The sequence below is a fragment of the Rickettsia sp. TH2014 genome (genome assembly GCF_019249195.1).
GTDB lineage: Bacteria > Pseudomonadota > Alphaproteobacteria > Rickettsiales > Rickettsiaceae > Rickettsia > Rickettsia felis.
Genome location: NZ_MXAX01000145.1, coordinates 45 through 3,209, shown reverse-complemented (window position 1 = coordinate 3,209; position 3,165 = coordinate 45). Strand labels below are relative to the sequence as shown.

The window sequence follows — 3,165 nt, the reverse complement described above, 5'->3', positions numbered from 1 at the left end:
CTCCTTTTGTCGATTGTTTTTGGGGGGGTTGCCAAAAGATTCTATGGATAGATTAATGAATTTATATATTAAGGGACAAATAAGCGAAGAGGAACACGAAGAAAAACGATTAGAATTGGAGCAGAAATGCAAAGAAATAACAAAAGAAATTGAAACGCGTGAAAAAGATGATGATAGCTTTACAAAAATGCTAGTTTCCTTGATATCGACAGCCTCAAGTGCCTATAAGATATTTAAAAGTTCCGGCGTGAGCGAAAAAAGACGTTTAATAAATTTAATATTTGGGAACTTAATATTGAAACCTGGAAAGCATGACTTTATGCTGCGTTCGCCGTTTGATACATTGGTGAATTTGCCTAAAACTGGCGAATGGTACCCGCGGCCGGACTTGAACCGGCAAGAGCTTACGCTCCACGAATTTTAAGTCCGTTATGTCTACCATTCCATCACGCGGGCAATTATAAATACAGAACTGTATTTTTCTAAGTGGACAGAATAATAAAAAAAATACAAAAAAGCAAGTACTTTTATCGTTAATATATTAGTCGGATATAAAAAAAATATTAAACCACTTTAAAATAGTTAGTTTACTCATTAATTTATTTAGATAATTAACTTAAATAGTGACAAAATAGTAATAATATGATAGATTAGTTTCAGAAAGTAATACTTTCTCTTGCATGTTATTGACATGTTTATTGACAAATGCCGCAAGGTAAGGTAGTTTTGCATAATGAATTTTTATCGACTCTTATATTTAAGTAAGATTTAAAGTAAAATTTAAGTTTTAGTTATTATAAGCGTGTGTTAAGTTCAAATAAGTAATTTCTATCTAATAAAGGTTTTTATGGCTACAAATATAGTAGGTAAAGTTAAGTGGTATAATTCTACGAAGAATTTTGGATTTATTGAACAGGAAAATGGCGGCAAAGATGTGTTTGTACACAAATCAGCCGTAGACGCGGCAGGTTTGCATAGCCTTGAAGAAGGACAAGATGTAATTTTTGATCTTGAAGAAAAGCAAGGAAAAACCTACGCTGTTAACCTCAGAATTAAATAAATATATTTATAATACCAAAAGCAGCTATCCAAAATTGTTTATAATTTAGGGTAGTCTAGTCATCTTTATCACAATAGTAAATATTTTGTTTTTGTCTTATAATAACCTATATAATTTTAAGTATAATAAATTATTTTTACTAAAGGGCATGAAAATGCCCTAAATCTAATAATATTATTCTGGCTTGAATAAGATTCTAAAAATAGTTTCATTATTCATTATCGTTTTATATATTTAGTTGGTTTGTAATCTAGCTTAAGCATATTTTTTGATTCAGGATAATTATATAAGTCGTTATTTTAATTTACTATAACTTATTTTTTATACAATAACCTGCATAACTTATCTTAGAGACTATCTGTAAATAAATTTTAATTAGTAATTAAAGAGTTTTTTTTAGCGAAAAGTGATAAGATTTTTGAAGAAATAATGATTCATATTTCAAAAAAATCTTATAATTTGCAGCCAAAAAGAATTAAATTATCAGTTAAAATTTATTTACAGCTAGGCTCAGGAAATAAGAGATCTCTACTCTACTCAAGCGTACTATAGTTAAGTATGTAAGGCTGAGAGAGCGTCTCATATATCTTTAAGAAATGGGTTATGTAATAGATCTAATCAATAATGTGCATATTTTGACTTAAAACTATATTGGATTACATAATGAAAAATTTTAATTTATCTGAAGAATTAATTATCGCTCTTGAGACAATGAATATCACTGAGCCGACTGAAATACAAAAGCAATCGATTCCGGTTGCAATGACGGGGTCGGACATACTCGCTTCTAGCCAAACAGGTTCAGGAAAAACTCTCGCTTATTTATTGCCGTTAATTGATTCATTTATTAAAAATAAAACTACTGCTTTAATTCTTGTTCCGACTAGAGAATTAGCAACGCAAATACACAGTACTTTAAATAAAGTAACTACATCCTATAAAATTAATAGTGCAGTTTTGATAGGCGGCGAACCGATGCCTAAACAATTTATGCAATTAAAAAGGAATCCGAAAGTGATTATCGGTACGCCTGGGCGTATTATCGATCACTTAAATAGAGGAAGTTTAAAAATTGATCGTATAGGCATAACCGTACTTGACGAAATGGATAGAATGCTTGATATGGGGATGAAAGAACAGTTAGAAAAAATCAATAAATTTTTACCGGAAAAAAGACAAGTTTTAATGTTTTCTGCTACTATGCCAAAACATATTATTGCTGTTTCTCAAAAATATCTAAACAATCCGATACGTATTACAGTAGGCGCTACTAATAAAGCAGCTGCAGAAATAAAACAGGAATCAATGCATGTTTCTGATAAAGAAAAATTTAGTGAATTAACTAAACAACTTGGTAATAGGGAAGGATCGGTAATTATTTTTGTGAAGACTAAACGCTCTGCTGATCAATTAGCTAAAATGTTAAAATATGAAAATCATAAAGCAGAAGCTATACATGGTGATTTAAGTCAGCGTCAACGTGAAAGAGTAATTTTATCATTTCGTAAGTCAAATCATAGAATAATGGTAGCAACTGATGTAGCGGCTCGTGGACTTGATATTCCTCATACACAGCATGTTATTAATTATGATTTACCTATGTGTCCTGAAGATTATTTACATAGAATAGGTAGAACGGGTAGAGCAGGGGGCACCGGCCATGCACTGTCTTTTATTTCTCCTGATGATGTTATTAGATGGCGTGCAATTGATCGTCTATTAAATAAAGGTGAATCTACACCACGCAGTGAGTTTAGGAGTGATAAAAATAATCGTAAAAGACCATTCGGTAAAAGAGCAGGCGTTGAGGGTAAAAAGTTTAATTCTTTTGATAATAATCATAAAAAAACTTTTGACGGTAACAATTACGGTAATAAAAGAAAGAAAGCCTCGTAGTTTAGATTTACGTCATTGCGAGCAGCCATAGGCTGTGCGGCAATCTCATGAAATAATAAAATCCTGAGATTGCTTTGTCAAAACTTACAGCTTTTCCTCGCAATGACGGAAAAACCGATCTATGCAACAACGCCAACGCTATGCGGGAATGAAATCAAATCATTTTATATGTAATAGTTGAGATTTAATCTTACATTTAGTAAAATTAA

The 3,165-nt window shown here is 31.2% G+C and carries 2 protein-coding genes and 1 tRNA gene; 2 read left to right on the top strand and 1 reads right to left on the bottom strand.

Annotated features, from left to right (window positions below; all coding sequences use genetic code 11):
• Nucleotides 1-370 precede the first annotated feature (370 nt).
• Nucleotides 371-456 (bottom strand) — tRNA-Leu (locus KYQ89_RS02725).
• Between the two features lie 391 nt (nt 457-847).
• On the opposite strand from KYQ89_RS02725, the gene KYQ89_RS02720 reads away from it, so the two are divergent.
• Nucleotides 848-1,060 (top strand): cold-shock protein, encoded by a 213-nt coding sequence (locus KYQ89_RS02720; RefSeq protein ID WP_218460298.1) that lies wholly within the window; start codon nt 848-850, stop codon nt 1,058-1,060.
• 663 nt (nt 1,061-1,723) lie between these two features.
• Nucleotides 1,724-2,956, top strand: a complete 1,233-nt coding sequence (locus tag KYQ89_RS02715; protein WP_218460297.1) for a DEAD/DEAH box helicase — start codon at nt 1,724-1,726, stop codon at nt 2,954-2,956.
• The last annotated feature ends 209 nt before the right edge of the window (nt 2,957-3,165 follow it).